16 protein-coding genes and 1 tRNA gene are annotated in these 22982 nt (G+C 66.1%); 5 read left to right on the top strand and 12 right to left on the bottom strand.

The window, feature by feature from the left end:
- Position 1: 1 nt before the first annotated feature.
- The 4 genes from WI26_RS18330 to WI26_RS18315 form a co-directional block, all read right to left on the bottom strand.
- The gene (locus WI26_RS18330; RefSeq protein WP_069226747.1) at positions 2–1096 is read right to left on the bottom strand and encodes a triacylglycerol lipase; all 1095 of its coding nucleotides are present in this window, start codon (positions 1094–1096) and stop codon (positions 2–4) included.
- A 231-nt stretch (positions 1097–1327) separates the two neighbouring features.
- The gene (locus WI26_RS18325) at positions 1328–3460 is read right to left on the bottom strand and encodes a TonB-dependent copper receptor (protein WP_069226746.1); all 2133 of its coding nucleotides are present in this window, start codon (positions 3458–3460) and stop codon (positions 1328–1330) included.
- Positions 3461–3543: 83 nt separating this feature from the next.
- Positions 3544–3912, bottom strand: coding sequence for a DUF2946 domain-containing protein (locus WI26_RS18320; protein WP_069226745.1), 369 nt, complete (start codon positions 3910–3912; stop codon positions 3544–3546).
- 158 nt (positions 3913–4070) lie between these two features.
- The gene (locus WI26_RS18315) at positions 4071–4607 is read right to left on the bottom strand and encodes a cytochrome b (protein WP_059466444.1); all 537 of its coding nucleotides are present in this window, start codon (positions 4605–4607) and stop codon (positions 4071–4073) included.
- A 232-nt stretch (positions 4608–4839) separates the two neighbouring features.
- Between WI26_RS18315 and WI26_RS18310 the strand changes: the two genes are divergently transcribed.
- A complete protein-coding gene (locus WI26_RS18310; protein ID WP_069227774.1) occupies positions 4840–5478 on the top strand; it encodes a Pr6Pr family membrane protein in 639 nt (212 codons plus the stop codon).
- 48 nt (positions 5479–5526) lie between these two features.
- Here WI26_RS18310 and WI26_RS18305 read toward each other — a convergent pair whose 3' ends face one another.
- Positions 5527–6261 (bottom strand): peptidoglycan DD-metalloendopeptidase family protein, encoded by a 735-nt coding sequence (locus WI26_RS18305; protein WP_069226744.1) that lies wholly within the window; start codon positions 6259–6261, stop codon positions 5527–5529.
- Positions 6262–6690: 429 nt separating this feature from the next.
- On the opposite strand from WI26_RS18305, the gene WI26_RS18300 reads away from it, so the two are divergent.
- Positions 6691–7011, top strand: coding sequence for a hypothetical protein (locus WI26_RS18300; protein WP_069226743.1), 321 nt, complete (start codon positions 6691–6693; stop codon positions 7009–7011).
- A gap of 115 nt (positions 7012–7126) precedes the next feature.
- Here WI26_RS18300 and WI26_RS18295 read toward each other — a convergent pair whose 3' ends face one another.
- The 4 genes from WI26_RS18295 to WI26_RS18280 form a co-directional block, all read right to left on the bottom strand.
- Positions 7127–7471: a DUF4148 domain-containing protein gene (locus WI26_RS18295; RefSeq protein WP_059466446.1), complete on the bottom strand. Its 345-nt coding sequence runs from the start codon at positions 7469–7471 to the stop codon at positions 7127–7129.
- 201 nt (positions 7472–7672) lie between these two features.
- Positions 7673–9085 (bottom strand): NADP-dependent phosphogluconate dehydrogenase, encoded by a 1413-nt coding sequence (gene gndA, locus WI26_RS18290; protein ID WP_059450767.1) that lies wholly within the window; start codon positions 9083–9085, stop codon positions 7673–7675.
- Between the two features lie 97 nt (positions 9086–9182).
- Entirely contained in the window at positions 9183–9824 is a 642-nt protein-coding gene (locus tag WI26_RS18285; protein WP_069227773.1) for a DUF938 domain-containing protein, read from the bottom strand.
- A complete protein-coding gene (locus WI26_RS18280) occupies positions 9821–10717 on the bottom strand; it encodes an NAD-dependent protein deacetylase (protein WP_069226742.1) in 897 nt (298 codons plus the stop codon). Before WI26_RS18280 ends, WI26_RS18285 begins: the two co-directional genes overlap by 4 nt.
- A gap of 1191 nt (positions 10718–11908) precedes the next feature.
- Here WI26_RS18280 and WI26_RS18265 point away from each other — a divergent pair.
- The 3 genes from WI26_RS18265 to WI26_RS18255 all read left to right on the top strand — a co-directional run bounded on the left by WI26_RS18265 (position 11909) and on the right by WI26_RS18255 (position 18264).
- Positions 11909–12868 (top strand): LLM class oxidoreductase, encoded by a 960-nt coding sequence (locus WI26_RS18265; RefSeq protein WP_069226739.1) that lies wholly within the window; start codon positions 11909–11911, stop codon positions 12866–12868.
- A gap of 247 nt (positions 12869–13115) precedes the next feature.
- Complete coding sequence (locus tag WI26_RS18260) at positions 13116–15554, top strand: mechanosensitive ion channel family protein (RefSeq protein WP_069226738.1); 2439 nt, start codon at positions 13116–13118, stop codon at positions 15552–15554.
- Positions 15555–16428: 874 nt separating this feature from the next.
- Positions 16429–18264, top strand: coding sequence for a S53 family peptidase (locus tag WI26_RS18255; protein ID WP_069226737.1), 1836 nt, complete (start codon positions 16429–16431; stop codon positions 18262–18264).
- A gap of 136 nt (positions 18265–18400) precedes the next feature.
- Here WI26_RS18255 and WI26_RS18250 read toward each other — a convergent pair whose 3' ends face one another.
- The 3 genes from WI26_RS18250 to rpoD all read right to left on the bottom strand — a co-directional run bounded on the left by WI26_RS18250 (position 18401) and on the right by rpoD (position 22899).
- A complete protein-coding gene (locus WI26_RS18250) occupies positions 18401–19951 on the bottom strand; it encodes a phospholipase D family protein (protein ID WP_069226736.1) in 1551 nt (516 codons plus the stop codon).
- A 313-nt stretch (positions 19952–20264) separates the two neighbouring features.
- Positions 20265–20343 (bottom strand) — tRNA-Ile (locus WI26_RS18245).
- Between the two features lie 138 nt (positions 20344–20481).
- A complete protein-coding gene (gene rpoD, locus WI26_RS18240; protein WP_081051568.1) occupies positions 20482–22899 on the bottom strand; it encodes an RNA polymerase sigma factor RpoD in 2418 nt (805 codons plus the stop codon).
- Between the last annotated feature and the right edge of the window lie 83 nt (positions 22900–22982).

The raw sequence follows: 22982 nt of genomic DNA, 5'->3' as shown, positions 1-22982 counted from the left end.
ATCAAACGCCCGCGAGCTTCAGACGGTTCGCATGCGTGCGGATCACCGCGACCGGATCTTCCGCATTCGCGCCGCGCACACCGAGCAACTGGTTGATCTCGTCGAGATGGTTCCACTTGTAGCTCGTGCTCAGCACCTTTCCGTATAGCGCACTGCACTTCGATACGAGCCCGTCGTTCTGGCCCGAGGCCCGATTGATCATCACCGTGCCCGTGCCGAACAACGCAAGCGTCGACAGGTCCAGCGCGTTTGCCGGATCGATCAGCGGAATCGTGCTGGTATCCGTCGCGCCCGTCACGCCGAACGCAGAGACGGTCGGCTGGATCGCCGTGCCGGCCCACGAATACAGCAGATGCGTGTTGCCGCCGACGGTTTCCGTCGGCGCCCCCGTCTGGCAGCTGCCCGGCGCGCCGAGACCCGCACTCGGGTAATTCTGGTTGTACGTGGCGGCCTGGGAAGTCGTCAGCGTCTTCAGCGCGGCGAGCGCGTCCTGGTTGGTGTTGTTGCTGCTGCTCGTCAGGATCCCAAACACATTGATGAACGCCGCGATCACCGACGACGACAATCCAGTCGGATCGTAGGCTAGTACGCCCTGCACGAAGTCGGCGAACTCCGAGCCGCGATGCGGCGTGCCGATCGTCGTCACAGACGCGACGAGATCGGGCGCGACGGCCGCGACATAGCGCGACGTGAGCCCGCCCTGGCTGTGGCCGACCAGGTTCACCTTGGTCGCACCGGTCGCGGCGAGCACGGTCTTGACGTAAGCGAGCAGCTGCTCGCCGCGCCCATTCGGCCCGTCGTCGCTCTGGAATCCAGACAAGTTCGCGACGTAGACGGTCGCGCCATGCTGCTGCAGGTCCTCCTGGATGCCGTACCAGTACTCGAGCACGCCCGCGTACTTGTCGGTGCCGGTCAGCCCGTGCACGAGGATGATCGGATAACGCGTCGCCGCGTAGTCGTCCGCCGGCGCGGTTGCCGCCATCGCCGCGTGAGGCGCCGCGAGCATCATCAACGCGGTCGTCCCCGCGAACGGCGCGACGCTCATCGCGCAAGCCACTGCCCCTGCCACCACCCTGGAACGCATCGATCTGGCCATGCATGTTCTCCTGATTATTGTGCTGCCGGTGCGAATGAGATCGGATCGACGCGTACGGCAGGTCGCGAACGGTCGCGGACACCGTATGCGTCGAATGCGGGAGTGAATCACGAGTCGCGAACGTTTGCGCCCTGACTAGATACGGTTCTCTAATCGGTTGACGCGCCCCGCCCGTTCGGGCGGGGCCGCGTTCACACGCGCGCATGCTGCATCGCACACGCGCGCCGCGCGTTACAGCTTCGCGCTGACACGCAACCATGCCGTGCGCCCCGGCTCCATCACCGGCGCGTTCGCCGGATAGCCGAAGCCCGCGTTGCCGGCAAGGTTCAGGTGCTCGGTGTAGGCCTTGTCCAGCACGTTGTCGATGCCGATCGAGATCTGCACCTTCTTGCTGACGTTGTACTGTGCATGCAGCGACAGCACGCCGAAGCCGGCGCTCGGACCGAAGTCCTTGCCGACCACATTGCCTTCGTTCAGGGCATAGCGATGCTGCGGCGCAACGACGCGCCACAGCCCGCCGGCCGACCATGCGCCGCGCGTGTACTCGAGCCCGAATCGCGCTTCGAGCGGCGGCATCTGCGGCAGCGGATCGCCATTCGTCGCGTTGCGCCCCCACGCATACGCGAGCGACGTCTCGACGCGCAGCGGTGCGACCGGCCGCCACGACACGCCGGCTTCGCCGCCCATGATCTGCGCGTTGACGTTGGTCGCCTGCGTGGTCGGGCCCATCATGCCGGCAGCGTAGTTGAACAGGATGTAGTCCTGCACATAGCCCGCGTAAGCCGACACCCACGCATCGAACCGGTCGCTCTTGTACTGCGCGCCGATGTCGAGCTGCGTGGTCTTCTCGGGCTGCACCGCCGAGAACGCGTTGACCGAACCGGCCGGCCCGCGTTTCGCGGAGAACAGCTCCCAGTAGTCTGGATAGCGTTCCGCGTGACCGATTCCCGCGTACCACGTAATCGGCAGTACCGCGAGATCGCGCTCGTACCGCACGAAGCCGCTCGGCAGCACGCGCGCGCGATCGTCGTCGAAAGTCGGGTTCGGCTTGCTCCCCATCATCCCGCGCGTCGTCGCACGCTTGTCGCGCGCGCTTGCGTAGTCGATCCGCGCGCCCCCGATCACGCGCGACGCATCGCTCGCATACCACGTCAGCTCGCCGAACGCGCCCGCGTTCCACATCGTCGCCTGTGCATCCCACGGCTGGTCGCCGTAGTTCTGTCGCCCCATCGCCGAGCGCGCATCGAGCCGGTTCGACTGCGCATCGACGCCGGTCACGAGTTTGAAGTCGTCGCCGAAACGGAACGTCGCCGCGGCCCGCGCACCGAGCGTGCGGCGCCGCACCTCGGATGCCATTCTCATCGGCATGCTGCTGGTCGGGTCGGGCTGCCGCAGCGTGTAGTTGTCCATCACGTGGTCGGCTTCGTTGTAGTACACGCGCGCTTCGATCCGGTCGAGCACGTTGCCGAGATGCCGCTTGTCGAACGACAGGCCGAACGTCTCGCGGCGGAAATGCGCGCCGTCCATCCCGCGCCCCGCGTAGCGCGCATAGCCGTCGCCGGTGCCCGCCGTCAGTTCGACGCGCGTGTGATCGTCGGGCGTCCAGCCCAGCGCCGCGTCCGCGTTCCACTTGTCCCATTGCGACGGCACGGTATTGCCGTTGCCGTCCTCGTAGTCCTGCGCATGCGCATGGTTCGCGGTCACGCGCCCGTAGACGTCCGGCGTGCCGGCCGTCACGTCGACGTTCTGATCGTTGCGACCGAACGATCCGCCGACCAGGCTGCCGTCGAAGCGCATGCCGGGGCGCTCGAAACGCGGCGTCACGCGTTCGAACAGCACGGTGCCGGCCGATGCGCCAGGGCCGTAAAGCACCGTCTGCGGGCCCTTCACGACGGTGACCTTGTCATAGCTTTCCGGCGCGATATACGAGGTCGGCGCATCCATCCGGTTCGGGCACGCGCCGAGCGTCGGCATTCCGTTCGCGAGGATGTTCAGCCTCGACCCGAACATCCCGCGCAGCACGGGGTCGCCGTTCGTCCCGCCGCTGCGGATCGAAGTGAAGCCCGGGATCGTCTTCAAGTAATCCGCGCCGTCGCTCGCCGGCAGCGGCTGGCGCGGCGTCTTCGGATCCGTGACGACGACGAGCGGCGTCGTCAGCGGAGACGCAACGACTTCAACGGGAGGCAGCAGCGCGGCCGCGTCGTCCGTCGGCGCACCGGCCGCCTGCGCGGATTCGGTCGCGGCCGCCGCCGCGGTCATCGCGCCGACGGCCAGCGCGGGAACGGTGAGTTTCAGCATGCGTGGCACGCGCCGCGCACGAGAATGGCGCGCCGCCCTCGGCGCGCGCAAGGAAAGAAGGGTCATGATCGAAAGCCCGAGTGACGCCCTCCACGCGGCCTCGATGGACCGCACGGATATCGGCGATGAATGGAACGGAAGACAGCGCGTCAGGCGCGCTCGGGCGGTGCGCGTGGGTAGGCGCGCGGATAGCGGTCGGTGCGTGCCGCGACCGCGTGCGGCGCGACGGCGAAAACGGCATGAGGGCGGACGAAAGCGATCGATGCGGCGGCCACGCCGCCGATCGCGGGACTGTGCGCGAAGAAGCCGCAATAGCCGCACGCGTCGAGATGGAGTGCATGGTCGTGCGCACGGCCCGCATCGGGCGCGCGGTGTGCACCATGCTCTGCACTGCAGACGATCGCGTCGGGTGTGGCCGCCTGCGTGATGCGCCACTGCGACACCAGCGGCGCCGCGATCGCGAGCCAGATCGCGAACACGCCGAGCCAGGCGGTCAGGTGACGATGTCGGTGCAGCATGCGCGGCGATGCGAAAGCGGAATGTAAAGGCAGCCGAGATGTTACAGAATGTTCGCCGAGATGGCCAGTCGCGCATCGCGGTAAACGGATCGGGGGCGCATGGTTGTCGATACAACCATGCGCCCCCCCGGCTTCTGCGCGGCTTCAGCGCGCGGCGATCACGGCGCCATGCGTCGCAACACGTCGTCGCGCCGGATGAAATGGTGGTAAAGCGCGGCCAGCGCATGCAGGCCGATCACGAAGTAGAACGCGTTGCCGATCAGTTCGTGCGCTTCCTTGATCGTCGGCCGCAACGCCTTGTCCGGGCCGAACAGCGTGAACGACACGCCGATCCAGTCGAGGGACACCGGCTTGCCGCCCATGTTGACCATCATGATGCCGAGCAGCGGCTGCGCGATGATGAACACGTACAGCGCGACATGCGCGAGCTTCGACAGCCACTTGAGCAGCGTCGCCTGCGGAATGGCTTCAGGCACGCGGCTGATCGCCCGCCACAGCACGCGCAGCACCGACAGCACGAGCACGAAGGTGCCCGCAAGCAGGTGCACGTTCATCCAGAACACGCGACTGTCACTGCCTTTCGGTCCGCGTATCTCGATGGACAGATAGGCCAGCGCTACCAGCAGGAAGATGGCCCAGTGGAAGAAGATCGCGGGTGAGCTGTAGCGCGTCTGTTTCGCGAGGATGTTTTTCATGCTGTGTCTCGTCATTTCTCGTGTGGTAAACGCGGCTGGCACATGCCGCGGCTGCCGGTGCCCCGGCGGTTGCCCCGATTGTAGCCTCACGCGCGACCGGCGTTGTGCGGCCGGATCAAATATCCGAAGAATCCGCGCGGCCCGTCCACTGGCCCGTCATATGGAAAGTCCGAATCGCGCGTGCCCGCGGCTGTGGCAGGATGAAGCTTTGGTGCGACGTTGCGCGGGCATCATGAGCAAAGCGTTCTTCGTTGCGGCCTACCGGCTGATCGCCGCGTTGCTCGCGGTGTCGACCACGCTGCATAGCGTCGCCGGCTACTGGGACATGCCGACCTTCCATCTCGGCAACTACCTCAGCTACTTCACGCAACTGAGCAGCCTCTATGCGGCGGGCATGCTGGTCGTGGGGTTGTCGCGCATCACGCGTCCCGGCTCGGCCCGCTACGAATCGATGCGCGGCGCCGCCGTGCTCTACGTGCTGATCACCGCGATCGTCTACGAGCTGCTGCTCGCCCGGCTCGATGCGTTGCGCCACGTCACGCCGGCCCTCAATAACTGGGTCCTGCACCGGATCGTGCCATTCGTGGTGCTGTGCGACTGGCTGTACGTGGAACCCCGCTCGCCGATTGCGTGGCGCAGCGCGTTCGCGTGGCTCGGTTTTCCGGTCGTCTATCTCGGCTATACGCTCGTGCGCGGCGCGATGGAGAACTGGTATCCCTACCCGTTCGTCGATCCGCGGCCGCACGGGTACCTGCCGGTCGCGATCCAGTGTTCGCTGATCGCGCTGGGTGCGGCGGGACTCGCGCTGGGCATTCGCTGGCTCGGCAATCACGCGAGGCAGTCCGGCACCGCGGAGCTCAAGGAAGGGTGAAGACGAGAACGTGTGCGCCGCGCGGCGCACACGTCGTGACGCGGCGCGTCAGCCGCCGTTGCGCGGCAGGAAGTTCATCGGATCGACGACCTTGCCGTTCTGCCGGACTTCGAAGTCGAACGTCGCGCGACCGCTCGCGTCAGTGCCCATCTCGGCAACCGGCTGGCCCGCACGCACCGCGTCGCCTTCGTTGACGAGCAGCCTGGCGTTGTGTCCGTAGGCCGTGATGAGCCCGTTGTCGTGCTTCAGGATCACGAGCGGGCCGTATGCCTTGACGCCCGACCCCGCATAGACCACCCGCCCGTTTGCAGCGGCTCGCACCGAACGGTCGGGCCCGGTCGCCGCGATCACGATGCCGCGCGTCTTGCCGGCCTGGAATGGCGTCGCGACCATGCCCGTGGCCGGCCAGGCCAGCGAGCCCGGTTGCGCGGCTGCGGCGGGCGACTGCCCGAGCGAGGTCGCGGCAGGCGGCGGCGCGACGCGAAGCACCTGGCCGGGCGACACGGCGTCATTAGGCGACATGTGGTTCCAGCTGGCCACGTCCTGCACGCGCTGCCCGTAGGCGGCGGCGATGCCGGCGAGCGTGTCGCCCGGATTCACGCGGTAATAGCCGGCGATCACGCCCGGCGTGGCCACCGACGCCGACGTCGACGGTCGTGCCGGCTGCCAGCTGTCGGTCCACGGCGTCATCGTACAACCTGTCAGCGCGGTGGCCGCGGCAGCGAGCGCCGCCTGCGGCAGCCAGCGCGCCAGCGCATCGTGGATTGGAATCGTTTTTCTCAAGGGTCCTCCCGGATTTGCGTCGTTGCGCCGCCCACCGCCCTCCGGCGCGCGACGCACGATGTCCGGCCGGGCGGCCGGACCAACCAGTATCCGACCGCTCTCGCGGCCGTCAGTTTCCACAGCGGGACGTCGGCGTGAACGGGCTCACCGGCCCCATTTTTTCGCGCCATTTTCGCGTCGTCCCGGCCGTCAAAGATACCATCTGTCATGGTCAGGACCGCGACAGGCGCCCGATCCGGCAACAATCTTGCGGCATCGCACACGCACGCCGGCGGGCCGCGAGCCGCTTCGCGCGGAGCGTCCGGAGCGGCTTCGGGCCACCTTTCCGCGGCCGCCAGCCGTGCCGCTCCCGATTCCCCCGGCCCGCTGCCGGCCGCCTCCTATACTCGAAGATGCACCGCACGATCCAGCGATAACGAGGAGAAAACCATGAACAATCCGACGTTTCTGTCCGTGCAGCTCAATGCCGAGGATTTCGCCGGTTCCAGCGGCCTCGTCGAATTGCTTAACCGGCATCTGTTGTTCGCGACGGACGTCGCCGAAGCAGCGGACGCACTCGTTCAGCTGGCGAGCGTCGCACACCTGAGCGGCGCCACCCGGCACAGCGTAGAGCTGCCGGTACTCGCGATCGAGCGGCTACGCGACGCACTCGACACGCTGAGCGGATACGACGAGGCGTGGCTGCAAGCGCTGGAGCCGGCCGACGCGCTGTTCCGGGACATCGGTCGCGGCCCTCGTCCGCTGCATTGACACGGCGGGACGCCGCCAATGAAAACAGCCCGTTGTTCCGTGATGCGGAACAACGGGCTGCGGGTACTGCGTGGGGTCACATCAGGCCGCACCTGCGGCCGGGGCTCGATGACGATCAACGACCCTTGTAGACCGGTGCGCCATCCGACACGCGCTTGACCTGCCAGCCGGTCTTGGCGGCAGCCGGAGCGCCCGACTCCTGCTGGGCGGCCGGTTGCGCACCGTAGCCGCTCGTATCCGCGGCAGCCACGTTCTGTTGCGGGTTCACGCGGGCTTCAGCCGCCTGGATACCTGCCGGGTAGTCCGTACGGTCGCTGCCCAGCTTGTAGCCGGCCTGTTGCAATTGGACCAGTTCGGCCTTCACCTGCGCACGGGTGACGGGCGCGTTCTGTTGGGCGAACGAGACGGCGGGAACGGCGAGGACAGCAGCAGCAGCGAACGTTGCGATCAGCGATTTCATGATTAACCTCCGGGATTTTTTTGCTCCGCCGCACACACCATGTCTGCAGCGATTGAACAAAGTTTAGTCCCGAGATCACCTAGGGAAAACCATGAAAGAACGAAAACACTGTTTCCTCGGAGCCAACAATTCCGGGATCCGGGAACGAAAAACCCTACTCAAGGAATAGAATTTCGCAACAATGGCGTCCTCGCCAGCCGGTTACGACCAGTTCGCGTGGAAGCTGCCCGGCTTGTCGGTACGCTCGAACGTGTGGGCGCCGAAGAAGTCGCGCTGCGCCTGCACAAGGTTCGCCGGCAGCCGCTCGGAACGATAGCTGTCGAAGTACGCGACCGCCGACGCGAACGCCGGCACCGGCACGCCTGCCTTCACCGCGGCCACCACGACGTCGCGCAGCGACGCCTGGTAATTCGCGGCGATGTCCTTGAAGTACGGGTCGAGCAGCAGGTTCGCAAGCGCCGGATCCTTCGCGTACGCGTCCGTGATTTTCTGCAGGAAGCGCGCACGGATGATGCAGCCCGCGCGGAAGATCTTCGCGATCGTCCCGAGATCGAGGTTCCAGCCATACTCTTCGGACGCCGTGCGCAGTTGCGCGAAGCCCTGCGCGTACGAGATCACCTTGCTCAGGTACAGCGCGCGGCGCACCGCTTCGACGAACGCGGCGCGATCGCCGTCGAACGACGCGGCGGCCGGGCCCGACAGGATCTTGCTGGCCGCGACGCGCTCGGTCTTCAGCGACGACAGCACGCGTGCGAACACCGACTCGGTGATCAGCGGCAGCGGCACGCCCAGATCCAGCGCGTTCTGGCTCGTCCACTTGCCGGTGCCCTTCTGCGCGGCGCGATCGAGGATCACATCGACGAGGTGCTTGCCGGTTTCTTCGTCCTTCTTGCCGAAGATCTTCGACGTGATCTCGATCAGGTAGCTGTCGAGCTCGCCCTGGTTCCACTCGGTGTACACCGCGCCGAGTTCGTCGTTGGTCAGGCCCGCGACGTCCTTCAGCACGGCATAGCTTTCGGCGATCAGTTGCATGTCGCCGTATTCGATGCCGTTGTGGACCATCTTCACGTAGTGGCCCGCACCGTCCGGCCCCATGTACGCGACGCACGGCTCGCCGTCCGACGGCGCCTTTGCGGCGATCTGCTTGAGGATCGGCTCGACCAGGTCGTATGCGTCGCGCTGGCCGCCCGGCATGATCGACGGGCCGCGCAACGCGCCCTCTTCGCCGCCCGACACGCCGGTGCCGATGAAGTGCAGGCCCGATTGCGCGAGTTCCTGGTTGCGGCGGATCGTGTCGGTGAAGTGCGTATTCCCGCCGTCGATCAGCACGTCGCCCTTCTCGAGCAGCGGCTTGAGCGATGCGATCGTCGCATCGGTCGCTTCGCCGGCCTTCACCATCATCAGGATCCGGCGCGGCGTCTCGAGCGACGCGACGAACTCCTCGAGCGTATAGGTCGGTACCAGATTACGGCCGGGGAATTCGGCGATCAGTTCGTCGGTTTTCTCGCGGCTGCGGTTGTACACCGACACCGCGTAACCGCGGCTCTCGATATTGAGTGCGAGATTGCGGCCCATCACCGCGAGCCCGATCACACCGATTGCTTGTTTGCCCATTAGTCAATTCTCCGGAAAAAACGGGGCGCGACCCGAACCGGGCCGCGCGCACAGGCGAAAGGATAGTGGAAACCCGGCTGCGATGCGCGCTTGCGTATCATTGCTCCGCGTGCGCCACGCGCCTGAACACGACGCTCAGGTTGTTCGCCGGCATCTCGACGACCTCGACGCAGTCGAGCCCGCGGTCGAGGCCGAGCGCGACGACCGCCTCGAGATCGCGCACGCCCCACGACGGGTCGCGGCTGCGCAACTGCCGGTCGAACGCTTCGTTGGACGGCGCCGTATGCCGCCCTTCGCGGCGATACGGGCCGTACAGGAACAGCACGCCGCCCGGACGCAGCACGCGCGACGCGCCGGCGAACAGTGCGTCGGTGCAAGCCCACGGCGAGATGTGGATCATGTTGATGCAGACGATCGCGTCGAACGCCGCGGCCGGCCACGACGCGTCGCGCACGTCGAACGCCAGCGGCTCAGCCAGGTTCGCGAGCCCGGCATGCGCGACCCACGCGGCGATCGAGCGGCGCGCGTGTGCGTCGGGATCGCTCGGCTGCCAGCGCAGCGCCGGCAGCGCCTGCGCGAAATGGACCGCATGCTGCCCGGTGCCGCTCGCGATCTCGAGCACGTCGCCGGTGGCGGGCAGCACGCGACGCAACACGTCGAGGATCGGGCCGCGATTGCGCTCGGCCGCCGGCGCCGACAATCGCGCGGACGGATCGGGCGAGGACGCCGGCCCGGTCACGATGCGCACTCCGGCGCGCCGCCGTCGACGCCCAACCGCGCATTCAGCGCATCGAGCGCGGGTGCGCAACGCGCCTCCACCTTCAGCGTCAACATCGGATCGGCGCGCGTATGGCCGAGGTTCAGCGCGGCGACGGGTTTGTTCCGCGCCTGGGCCCATACGCAGAACCGGTAGCCGGAATACACCATCAGCGACGAGCCGACGACGAGCAGCGCATCGGCCGCATCGAGCGCCTGCGACGCCAGCGCGACGCGTTCGCGCGGCACGTTCTCGCCGAAGAACACCACCGCCGGCTTCAGCAGCCCGCCGCAGGCCGGGCCGACTGGAATGCGGAACGTGTCGAGCGCGGCCCATTCGAGGTGCGCGTCGCCGTCGGCGGCGGGTTCCGCCTGCGCGCCGTGCAGCTCGGGATTGTTCGTTTCGAGCAAGGTCTGGATCGTCGCGCGCGCATGATGCGCGCCGCAATCGAGGCACGTGACGGCGTTGATGCCGCCATGCAGTTCGATCACGTCGCCGCTGCCGGCACGCTGGTGCAGCCCGTCGACGTTCTGCGTGACGAGGCGCTCGATCCGGCCGGTGCCGCCGAGCCGCGCGAGCGCGACATGCGAGCGGTTCGGCTGCGCACGGCCCACCACGGGCCAGCCGATCATGCTGCGCTCCCAGTAGCGGCGGCGCGCGGTGTCGGAGCCGAGGAATTCGTGGAGCTGGATCGGCGGTGAGCGCATCCATTGACCATTGCGGTCGCGATAGCCGGGAATGCCGGAATCCGTGCTGATGCCCGCACCGGTCAGCACGAGCAACCGCGGATGGCGCTCGACGAACGCGTGCAGCGCATCGAGCGCGGCCGGATCGATGCTGGCGGACGAGGGGTCGGGCAAGGCGATGTCATTCATGTTGGCGGCGCGTGATCGGGCGCGATGGCAAGCCACGCGGCCAGCGCGCCAGCACATGATACAGAACGCCGCGCAATCGGGCCTGCGGTCCGTGCGACACCGGTGCAACAAAAAAGACGCCCATCGACCACATGGCGATGGGCGCTTCAACAATTGATCCATCGGGGTAGTGGATCAACTGACAGCACAATGTCGTCGGATCCACCGCGGCGCGGCCGGCGGACCTTTCCCCTGGACTACACCTTCTATTTCCTGATGTTGGGCGGATCGCCGCGCGGCACCGCGTGCGGCATGCGCACGCATGCGTTGCGCGCGGCACGCGTGCGTTTCGCGCGCCGGCATGACGATCCGGAACTCATGATTGCCCATCTGCGTGCACGGGCGGTTCCCCGACGGCCGACTGGCACCGGTCGGCCTCGTGCGTCACGCCTGCACGTCGTCGTTCGGAACGAACCCGAATTGTTCGGATGAAACGAAAAGCCGCACGCTCATGTCACCGCAATCAACGGCGAAGCGAATTCACGGGCAGGTCGGCGATTCATGTTTGCAACACGACACGTTGCGATTCGGTCTGTTCTCATTCTCTTGTCCCCGTCTTTTAGGCGTCGACCCACTGAAGCGACAGCCGGGCCCTACTGCGCCGGCAATCGCGCTCACGGCGCATACAGATATGCAAGGAGCGCACCATGCTTCGCGGCGCAAGGCCTCGCGGCCGGTGAAGTGACCCTGATGCAGATCGGGCGGCGACAGAAATGCGTGAACGTTTCGAAAGTGAAACGATCGGAAACGGCCAGCGCGTTCGCGCGGACAAGCGCGGCGCCAGTGTTGCAGGAATGTAATGGGTGTGCCGGCGAGACGTTCGGAGCTGCAGGACGACGACGATATGCTTGCAATCGCCCTGCCCCTGGTCGCGCATGCGTGAGCGAACGTGCACGTCGAACATGAGCGCGTCCTGGCTGCCGGCGGCGTGATCCGAATGCGGCCGACGACCGGCTTCGACCACTTTCACGCGTCGTTCGGCGGCATCGACGCGGCAACCGTCGCGCTCGACCATCCCAAGCATGCCGGAACCGCGCCCGCGCCGATTCCGCCGTGTATCGCTCGCCGCGCGTCGCAGGCGTCGCGCAAACGCGTTAGCATGCAAACACCGCACGAAGCGCGCCCGCTTCGTCGCGTCTTCAAGGAATGGACATGCCCCTGCCCGCTTCCGGCCGCGCCGACGTCGCGCAACGCGTCTTCTCGGCCGAGCGGCTGTCGATCGGTCTGACGCTGCCGCTGCTGCGCAGCGGCCGGACCATCGCCGATTTCAACGAGCAGCTCGAACTCGCGGCGCTGGCAGATTCGCTCGGCTTTCGCGCACTGTGGATTCGCGACGTCCCGCTGAACAGTGCCGACTATCCGGACCCGGTCGGACACCTCGATCCGTGGGTGTTGCTCGGTGCGCTCGCGTCGCGCACGCGCCGTATCGCGCTCGCCAGCGGCGCGATCGTGCTGCCGCTGCGTCATCCGCTGCATATCGCGAAAGGCGCGCTGTCGGTCGCGACGCTGTCCGGCGGACGCTTCATCCTCGGCCTCGGTTCCGGCGACCGGCCGCCCGAATATGCGGCGTTCGGCGTCGATGCGGAAACGCGGCGCGTCCGGTATCGACGTCATTGGGATGTCGTCGCGGCCGCGCTCGGCGTGCCGTCCCGTGTGCTGCCCGACGAAACGCCGCCCGACGCGCCGGACTTCACGCTGCTGCCGGGAAGCGATGCCGCGGTGCCGATGCTCGCGGTCGGCTCCGGCGGGCAGAGCGTCGACTGGATTGCACGGAACGCGATCGGCTGGATGACGTACCACCGCGATCCTGACACGCAGCGCGCGCGTTATTCGATGTGGCGCGCGGCCGTCGAGCGGCTCGCACAACCGTGCTTTCGCGCGTTCGGCGTGTCGATGCGGCTCGATCTCGATGCGAATCGCGATGCGCCGGCCCGCGCGCTGCCGCTCGGCTACGCGACCGGACGCAACGCGTTGGTCGGCATCCTGCAGGCCATGCGCGCAGCCGGCACGCACCACGTCACGCTGAATCCCGGCTCGGACCGGCCCGTGCGCGAGATCATCGAGGAAATCGCGGAGCACGTGCTGCCGGTCTTTCACGACGAGCAGCGCTGATTCATCAGGAATCCAGAGTTTTACGCATGTAGCCGCAATCGCCGTTTACACCGAATCGTGTGTGCCGGCTAGCACGTTTCGTTCCTAGTCTGGCCGTCGCTGCCACGCGACACAGGCCGCGCCGCCCAGCATGCCCGGTTCGAATATTTGTCCACGGAACTATTCGGGTCCGTTCGCGATCATGTTAACTTCCGTCCATCGTCCAGACCGGCGGGCCACATTTCGATGCGCGCCCGCATGCCTACTCATGCGACACTTCCTGCTCGGCTGGCTGCTCGCCGCCGTCGTATCGATCGCCCACGCGGCTGCCCCTGCACCAGCTGCCGCATCGGCCGCCTCCGGCGCCGCGCCGGCACTGACGCCGCAACAGGCGCAGCAGGCCCTTTCCGTCCTGCAAAATCCGCGCGAGCGCGAACAGGTCGAAACGACGTTGCGCGCGATCGCCGCCGTCGGCGTGCTCAGCACGCCCACGCTTCCAGCGAGCGCCGCGGCACCGGCCAGCGCGGCGTCGGCCGCCACCGCCACGCTCACAACGAACGGGCTCGCGTCGATGCTCGTCCGGCAGGGAGCACGCTGGGCCGGCGAAATCGGCGGCGCGCTGAACGAATCGCTGCGCTCACTGCTTGATGTCGGCTCGGTCGGCGTCTGGTGGCATGAGCGGCTGGTACGCGCAGACGAACGCGCGGATCTCACGCGCGCGATCCTGGTCATCCTCGCCGTGCTCGCGCCCGCGTTCATCATCGAATGGTTCGCGAAGCGGCTGCTGCGACGCGCGCTGGCCGCCCTGAGCACGCGTCGTGCCGAATCGTCGCGCCGGGCCGAGCCCGAGCCAGCCGGGCCGGACGACCCCGAGGCATCAGCATCGGCGTCGGCCGACGCCAGCACCGCCAGCACCGCCGCGCCCGATACGTCGGCGCAAGGCCGCGGCCATGCGCGGCGCCACACCACGCTGCTGCGCCGGATGCCGCGCGCGCTGGTCAGCCTCGCGCTGCGCGTGGTGCCGCTGCTGGTGTTCGTCGGCGTCGCGAGCCTGACGATGTCGGTGCTCGACGGCGCCGGCACGCCGACCGAATCCGCACTCGAATCGCTGATCGACATCTACGTGATCTGCCGCCTCGTGACGATCGTCAGCCGGCTGTTCTTCCAGCCCGATGCGCGGCAGTTGCGGCTCCTGCACGTCAGCGATGCGTGGGCCGCGATCGCGCAGCGCTCGATCGCCCGGATCGTGATCGTCGTCGGCGTCTGCACGGCCGCGGTCGAGATCGCCGCGAGCTTCGGCCTCAGCGACGCCGGTCACGTCGCGTTGCTGAAGGCCGTCGCGCTCGTCGGCCACTTGATGGTCTCGGCGTTGATTCTCCGGTGCCGCCAGCCGGTCGCCGCGCGCATCCGCGCGGCCGGCGACGATCGGCCGGCCTTTGCGATGGTCGGCAACGCGCTCGCCGACGCGTGGGCGCCCGTGTCGGTGTTCGTCGTGATGGCGCTGTGGTTCGTGTGGGCGCTCGACGTCCATAACGGCTACCGCGTGCTGATCACGCTCGGCGGCCGCTCGATCGCCGTGATGATCGGCATGCGCATCGTGTCGATCGTGGTGTTCGGCGCGCTCGCGCGACTGTTCCAGCGCCGCGACGACGATCGCACGCTGGTCCACCTGCACGCGTACCGCTACTACCCGCTGGTGCGCCAGATCGTGTCGGCGGCGATCGCCGTCGTGACCGTCGTGCTGCTGTTGCAGATCTGGGGCGTGCCGATCTTCCACGCGTTTCAGACCGGTACGATCGGCCATCGGCTCGCGTCGGCGCTGATCACGATCGCGATCGCGGCCGTCGTCGCGCTGATCGTATGGGAAGCCGCGAACATTGCGATCGAGCGCCGCCTGCAGCAGTGGACGCGCGAAGGCAACCTCGTGCGCGCGGCGCGGCTGCGCACGCTGCTGCCGATGCTGCGTTCGCTGCTGTTCATCATGATCGCGCTCGTCGTCGTACTGACGGGCCTCAGCGAAATCGGCGTGAACATCGGTCCACTGCTCGCCGGCGCCAGCATCTTCGGCGTCGCGCTCGGCTTCGGCTCGCAGAAGCTCGTGCAGGATTTCATCACGGGGATCTTCCTGCTGATGGAGAATGCGATGCAGGTGGGCGACTGGGTCACGCTCGCCGGCGTGTCCGGCACGGTCGAATACCTGTCGATCCGCACCGTGCGGCTTCGCGCGGGCGACGGGTCGCTGTACACGATCCCGTTCAGCTCGGTGACGACCGTCAACAACACGAATCGCGGGCTCGGCAACGCCGCCGTCAAGGTCAGCATCGCATACGGCCAGGACATCGATCTCGCGATCGCGACGCTGAAGGAGATCGGCGCCGCATTGCGCGACGATCCGAATTACAAGGACGGCATCCTGTCGGATTTCAGCTACTGGGGCATCGACCAGGTCGACGGCGCGACGATCGCGCTGGCCGGACAGATCCAGTGCAAGGACTCGGCACGCTGGGGCGTGCAGCGCGAATTCAACCGGCGTATCGCGGTGCTGTTCCGCGAGCGCGGAATCCGGATCGCGAATCCGCAGCGCAGCCTCGTCGCGTATGACGATGGTTCGCGACCCGTGGCGCCCGGGAACAGCGACGGCCATGCCGTCGGCACGCCGGCCGCCGAGCCGCCACCACCCGCTGCACCGGACCGCAAGCCCGACTGATCGTGCGGATGCCGCTGGCCGGCCACCGCGCGTCGCGTCGCGCCGAGCCCCGCCATCGAACAACAGACAGCCGCGCTCAACGCACGGCGGTTTTCTTCGCGCGCTGAACGCGCTTCGCCGCGTTCGCCGGCCCGTCCGGCTTCGCGCATCGTCGATCGGATCAGGTCGATTCGCCGACGCGTCTGGCGCGCGTCGAAACCGGCGCGCCACGATGAAAGACGGGGGCGGGAGATTCGAATGATTTCTCGAATATGGTTCGTTTATTACGAATCGAATCGCGAATTATCCGGCGGACGAAGCCGCGATTGCACCCGGTTTCCGGGTTGACTATTACAAAACACCTTCTGACTTTTCAAAAATATTTCATCTTATTGCATTTAACTTTGTTTCATATAATCAGAAAAAGTTTGACACCGAACTTTCGTTCTTGATACCGTCCGATGCAAGCAATCCGACGAATTGCAACGCACGCAATCGTTCCTGCTCGACGCATCTCGTTTCTGCCATACCGAAGTTCTCGCCGCCGACCGTCGCTTCCCCCGTTGGCGCATGCAACATCCCGATGCACTCATTGGGCAGCTGCCGTCCGGCAGCAGGCCGGAGGACCGAATCAGATGAGCAGGACACCGAAACTGTTGCTCTAGCCATCCCGCCTGCATCAGGCCTGCAGGCGCGGCCGATTCGCAGCGCCTCCTTTACCGAGCATTCCAACATTTCGCCCCCGGAGGATCACCACCTTCCCGGTCGGGCGAAAGGCCCCGTCGCGTCCGCGCCATCCGCGTGAGCGCGACGGATATCGGCGGCGCACGATCCGCACCGCCGTCGACCGTTGTTGTCCGTGCAGTTCGATGTTCAACCGGAGGGGTAATTCAAAATGAATCAGGTTGCAGACAAGAAACAAAAACACATCCGCATCGTCAAGCTCGCCTTCGCCGCAGCAGCGGCCGCTTCGTTCGGCATGACGGCCGTCCATGCCGCACCGGCCGCCGGCTGGACCGAAACGCGCACCAAGGGATTCCTTCCGCTCGTCCAGCAGGGTGAAAGCAGCGGTACCGCCGTTGCGCCGGCAGCCAGCACTGCCGCCGCTGCCGCGGCTGCCACCGAGATGGCGCCCGGCGAATCCATCGACATCGTGCTCGGGTTGAACCTGCGCAACGAAGCGCAACTCGACCATTACCTGCACGACCTGCATACCCCCGGCTCGCCGCACTACAAGCAGTTCCTCACGTCGGCCCAGTTTGCCGCGCAATACGCGCCGACCGACCAGCAGGTCGCCTCCGTCGTCGCGCACCTGCGCCAGGCCGGCTTCGTCAACATCGTGGTCGCGCCGAACCGCCTGCTCGTGTCCGCGTCGGGCACCGCGGCAACGGTCAAATCGGCGTTCCGCACGACGCTCAAGCGCTTCACCCGCAACGGCCGCAGCGTCTATGCAAACACCGATGCCGCGCAGGTGCCGAACGCGATCGGCGGCATCGTCGGCGCCGTGCTGGGCCTGCAGAACGTCGAGCTCATGCATACCGGCGCGGGCAGCCAGCCACAAGGCAACACCAGCAACCTGACGATCCCGGCAGGCGCATCCGCGGTGCCGCACTACCCGACGGAATTCTCGTCGCTCTACGGCGGCGACGGCACGCCGACGGCCTCGCAGACCACCGTCGGCATCATCTCCGAAGGCGACCTGTCGCAGACGGTCAACGACCTCAACACGTTCGCCGCGAACAACGGTCTCGGCACGATCAGCAGCAGTGTCGTGCAGACGGGTCCGTCAGGCAGTTCGTACACCGATACATCCGGCACCGTCGAGTGGAACCTCGACAGCCAGTCGATCGTCGGCGCCGCCGGCGGCAGCGTGAAGCAGGTCGTGTTCTACGTGGCACCGTCGATGACGCTCACGGCGATCACCGCCGCGTACAACAAGGCGGTGAGCGACAACGTCGCGAAGGTCATCAACGTGTCGCTCGGCGTGTGCGAATCGTCCGCGTACAGCACCGGCTCGCAGGCGACCGACGACACCATCTTCAAGCAGGCCGTCGCGCAAGGGCAGACTTTCTCCGTATCGGCCGGCGACCACGGCGCGTACGAATGCGCGAGCGGCACGCCGTCGCGCTCGACCTACACGGTGAGCGAGCCCGCGACGTCGCCGTACGTGATCGCGGTGGGCGGCACGACGCTGTTCACCAATACGTCGACCAACGCGTACAACAGCGAGATCGTGTGGAACGATCCGAGCTGGCAGCCAGGCACCGTGTGGTCGACGGGCGGCGGCTACAGCAAGTACGAAGCCGCGCCGTCGTGGCAATCGTCCAGCCTCACCGGGTCGACCAAGCGCGCGCTGCCGGACGTCGGCTTCGACGCCGACTTGCGCACCGGCGCGATCCTCGTGGTGAACGGCCAGACGTCCGACACGCTGTGGGGCTCGGGCTACCTGAACAACGAAGGCGGCACGAGCCTCGCCGCGCCGATCTTCACCGGCATCTGGGCGCGACTGCAATCGGCCAACAACAACGCGCTCGGCTTCCCGGCGTCGAGCATCTACAAGTACTTCCCGAGCAATGCGGCGCTGGTGCACGACGTGACGTCCGGCAACAACGGCAGCGGCACGTACGGTTACAAGGCGAAGGCCGGCTGGGACGCGACGACGGGCTTCGGCAGCGTGAACATCTCGAAGCTGAACGCGTTCATCCAGAGCACGTCTGATTTCGCGCGCTGATCGTGCAATGAGCGGCGCGGTTCCGGGTGCGGATCGTTTTGCGCGCCCGGAGCCGCATCAGCGTCACCGCGCGCACCGCGTCCAGATCGACAGTGCGTCGGCACACGCGCACACGGTAGCCGCGAGCAAGCCGGCATCACAGCTGCGATTCGATCGGAAACAAGCCGAGAAACCACACTTCCATGCGCCGCGCCGCCGAAACTTCGGGTTCGTGATCGAGCTCGGTCACTTTCCCGTCCGCGTCAGTCTGAATCCACTTGAGCCGCGTCTTCCCGGTCGGGTCGGTCCTAGATTCGACGCGCCACGCGATTCGATCGAGGCGCGGCTCCAGGTCCATCGCGACCTCCGTCGCAATCGCGGGACTCTCGCAGTAAACACCGATCTCGGTATTGAGGTTCAACGAGCGCGGATCGAGATTCATTGAACCGATGAAAATGCTCTTGCGATCGAACACATAGGTCTTCGCATGTAGCGAAGCACGCGACGAGCCGATGATGACCTGCTTCGAGATGCTCTTGTCGCCTGACGGCCGCCGTTCGTAAAGCCTCACGCCGGCTTCCAGCAGCGCACTCCGATAGCGCCGGTAGCCGGCATGCACGGCCGCGACGTCGGTGGATGCGAGCGAGTTGGTCAGGATCGTTACGCGCACGCCGCGTGCCGTGAGCGCGTGCAGCCGTTCGACCATGTCCTTGCCCGGCACGAAGTACGGCGACACGATCAGCAGTTCTTGCTCCGGCCGCAGTGCGAGTGCGCGCAGTTGGGGCATCAGGTGCCCGTCGCTGTCCTTCGGCGAGCGCGCGATCTTCGCCGGATCGTCGTACAGGACCGTCGCCTGCCCCCAGGACAACTCGGTGCCATCGCCATGCACGATCTGATCGAGCCTGTGTCGCGCTTCGAGCACGTACGGATTGTCCTCCATCGCGCGCAGGTAATCGCGCAACCGTTCGCGCTCCCGGTCAAGGCCGTCCGGGGCGGCGTCGTGCCCGACCAGCGCATCGATCGGATACGCGTACGGCGAATTCCAGAACGTATCGAATTCGGTCGAGATGTCGCGCACGACGGGGCCGTGCACGACCACATCGAGATCGCCGAACTCCAGCATCGAAGACGCACCGAAATACTCGTCGCCGATATTACGGCCGCCGACGATCGCCGCCTGATTGTCCGCGATCATCGCCTTGTTGTGCATGCGCCGGTTCACACGCGAGAATTCGAGCACCGTGCCGATCTTCTTGAAGTGACGCGTGGCGACCGGATTGAAGAGCCGGATCTCGATGTTCGGATGCGAGCTGATCTCGAGCAGCTTGCGATCGTCCGCGTTCGTCCCGAGATCGTCGAGCAGTGCACGCACACGAACCCCGCGATCGGCCGCACGGATGATCGCGTCCGCGAGCTCGTGTCCGGTCAGGTCGTCGTGCCAGATGTAGTACTGAAGGTCCAGCGAGCGGTCCGCGCGATCGGCGAGCAGCACGCGTGCATCGAGTGCATCGACGGGATCGCGCAGCAGGTGAAACGCGTCCTGCCCCGGATGGGCGGCGGCCTGTTGGCGGAACGCGATGCCGAGGCGCGTGGTTTCGGTATCGGTGAATGCATGCGTTGGCGCGCGACCGGTCTGCGGCGGCAGGCTCGCGCACGCGGCAAGCATCAGCAACGACAGAATCGCACTCCACGAACGCAACATGATCATGATGGCCGCCCCCACCGTCGGGCGAAGTCTGGTTGTGTTTGTTGTGGCTGCCGGACGGAACACGGCGCTGGCCTGCGGTTCGCGCGCTCGACGATTCTCGATCGTGCGCGCCGACCGCGCTACAGCATACTTCGATTGATAGCGGGACGGCACGCCCCGCGCGTTTTCCCGGTGGCGGCGATGCGACACGCGACGCCGGCGTGAACGCACTCAACACGCGCGACACATTCAGGCAGCATACAAAAGAAAAACCCGCGAAGCCTTGCGGCGTCGCGGGTTTCGAGACTTCCCCGGATTACCCTGGAAGCGAATCTGGTGGGCCCCCCGGGAGTCGAACCCGGCACCAACGAATTATGAGTTCGCTGCTCTAACCAAGCATGAGCTAGGGGCCCAGACGAGAAGCAACGTGTGCTACACGCCACTCCGGCAACGAAGCCGGGCCGGCATTGTAACAACAAAGACGCCAAAGAGGACAAACGCCACCGGCATCACGCGGATACCGGCGGCGTTCGCAAGTAGGACGCTGGAAATCAGTTCCCTTCGAGGAACGACTTCAGCTTGTCGGAACGGCTCGGGTGACGCAGCTTGCGCAGCGCCTTGGCCTCGATCTGACGGATCCGCTCGCGGGTGACGTCGAACTGCTTGCCGACTTCCTCGAGCGTGTGATCGGTGCTCATCTCGATACCGAAACGCATCCGCAACACCTTCGCCTCGCGCGGCGTCAGCGAATCGAGCACGTCCTTCACGACATCGCGCATGCTTGCATGCAGCGCGGCATCCGCCGGCGCGACCGTGTTGTTGTCCTCGATGAAGTCGCCGAGATGGGAATCGTCGTCGTCGCCGATCGGCGTTTCCATCGAGATCGGCTCCTTCGCGATCTTCATGATCTTGCGGATCTTGTCTTCCGGCATCTCCATCTTCTCGGCAAGCGTTGCCGGATCCGGCTCGAGACCGGTTTCCTGCAGGATCTGCCGCGAGATGCGGTTCATCTTGTTGATCGTTTCGATCATGTGAACCGGAATACGGATCGTGCGCGCCTGGTCCGCGATCGAGCGCGTGATGGCCTGGCGGATCCACCACGTCGCATAGGTCGAGAACTTGTAGCCGCGGCGGTATTCGAACTTGTCCACCGCCTTCATCAGGCCGATGTTGCCTTCCTGGATCAGATCGAGGAACTGCAGGCCGCGGTTCGTGTACTTCTTCGCGATCGAGATCACGAGACGCAGGTTCGCCTCGGTCATTTCACGCTTCGCCTGCCGTGCCTTCAGTTCACCGGCCGCCATCTGGCGGTTGGTTTCCTTCAGGTCCTTCAGCGGCAGCACGACGCGCGCCTGCAGGTCGAGCAGACGCTGCTGCTGTTCGCGGATCGCCGGGATGTTGCGCGACAGGACCGCGCTGTACGAATGACCTTCGGCCGCGATCTTCTCGGCCCAGTCGAGATCCGTCTCGCTGCCCGGGAAGCGCGCGATGAATTCCGAGCGCGGCATGCCGCACTTGTCGACGACGATGTGCAGGATCTGACGCTCGACCTGGCGCACTTCGTCCACTTGCGCACGCAGCGTGTCGCACAGACGCTCGACGGTACGCGCGGTGAAGCGGATCGTCATCAGTTCGCTCTGGATCGTTTCCTGCGCCTTCAGGTAGGACTTCGACTTGTAGCCTTCCTTCTCGAACGCGCGGCGCATCTTGTCGAACCACTCGCTGATCTGCGAGAACTTCTCGAGCGATGCGCGCTTGAGGGCTTCGAGCTGGGCGGCGTTGGCGGTTGCCTGAGCGGCACCGTCATCGTCCTCCTCTTCCTCTTCTTCCTCTTCCTCTTCGGCTTCCTCGTCCTCGTTCTCGATCGCTTCGGCTTCCTTCGCCGAGAAACCGTCCGTATCGGCGGAATCCGAAGCATTCGGATCGAGCAGGCCGTCGACGAGTTCGTCGACGCGGATCTCTTCGTTCGCGACGCGCTCGGCCATCGCGAGGATGTCGGCGATCGTCGTCGGACACGCGGAAATCGCCATCACCATGTGGCGCAGGCCGTCCTCGATCCGCTTCGCGATCTCGATTTCGCCTTCGCGCGTGAGCAGCTCGACCGTGCCCATTTCGCGCATGTACATCCGGACCGGATCGGTCGTGCGGCCGAATTCCGAATCGACGGTCGACAGCGCGACTTCCGCTTCTTCCTCGACTTCATCGTCCGACGACGCGGCCGGCGCGTTGTCGTTCAGGAGCAGCGTTTCCGCGTCCGGCGCCTGCTCGTAAACCGCCACGCCCATGTCGTTGAACGTGCCGATGATGCCTTCGAGGGCTTCAGTCTCGGTGAAGTTGTCCGGCAGATGGTCGTTGATTTCGGCATACGTGAGGAAGCCGCGCTCCTTGCCGAGCTTGATCAGCGCGCGCAGCTTCACGCGGCGCTCTTCGAGCTCCTCGGCCGTGCCGGGCGTGCTCGTCGCGAACGCTTCCTTCAGCAGCGCCTTTTCCTTGGCGCGACGATCGCGCACCTTGGATTTGCCCGGGGCAGCCGCGGCTGCGGGCTGCTCGTCGCTCTGATTTGCGTCGTCATCGACGGATACTTCGTTCAGCTTTTTGGTCATGGAGTTCGCCGTACCGGCTATATCGACTCGCGGCTGCTGGACGACAGCCGGTTGAACCGTGGGTGCATGAGTAGTACGTACTGCCGTTTCGTCCGCGGCGGCAGTCGTGTCCCTTGCGCTTTTCGCACTTGCCCGCTTCGCCGCCGGCTTGGCCGGCCCGGAGTCGGGTCTGGCGGCAGCCCGTGTTCTGGCTGCCGGCGCCGGCGCAGCCTGAGCAGTGCCGGCCGCGGTTTTCTTTCCTGCAGGGGCTGACGTGGCTGAAGACGTTGTCCTGGTGGAAGAAGCAGACTTGGCCGCTGTGACCTTCGTGGTCGGCTCCGTCGAGCCCTTGCCTGTTGCTTTCTTTCCGCCTGTCGTCTTTGCCATCGCGATTCTCGCCTCTGCTTAGAAAACAAACCGCTGGAAACCTTATATTATAGCACGCTGGGACGTCCTCTCCTGACGCCCAG

The sequence above is a fragment of the Burkholderia diffusa genome (assembly GCF_001718315.1).
GTDB lineage: Bacteria > Pseudomonadota > Gammaproteobacteria > Burkholderiales > Burkholderiaceae > Burkholderia > Burkholderia diffusa_B.
Note: the sequence above shows the minus strand (reverse complement) of the source record. Positions and strands in the feature narration are given on the sequence as shown.